Source organism: Bacillus sp. GbtcB14, assembly GCF_019091205.1.
Taxonomy (GTDB): domain Bacteria; phylum Bacillota; class Bacilli; order Bacillales; family Bacillaceae_G; genus Bacillus_A; species Bacillus_A cereus_AG.
Map to the genome: position 1 here is coordinate 1 of NZ_JAGXJT010000283.1, position 242 is coordinate 242.

Here is a 242-nt window from a genome sequence, read left to right on the forward strand (position 1 = left end):
GTATTGAACCGCCGGCTCCTTCGTGTCTGCGCTGTATCGTCCGTACAGCTGTCCGCGCGACTTAAATTCCTTTATAATCCATTTCGACAGCACAGCGGCTTTGCCATCGCCCCGCTTCAGATTCACGGCGGCGTACAGCTGGTCGATGATATTCACTTCGCTGTCATATTTGTATTCCTTAGTTTCGGTATTGAACGATTTCGGCAGAAAACCATTTTTCAGGGGCGCAAGATTGAGAACAT

The 242-nt window shown here is 49.2% G+C and carries 1 pseudogene; it reads right to left on the reverse strand.

The window, feature by feature from the left end:
* Positions 1 to 242: pseudogene (locus KVT31_RS29930) on the reverse strand (lipoprotein YdaJ); the annotation flags it as partial.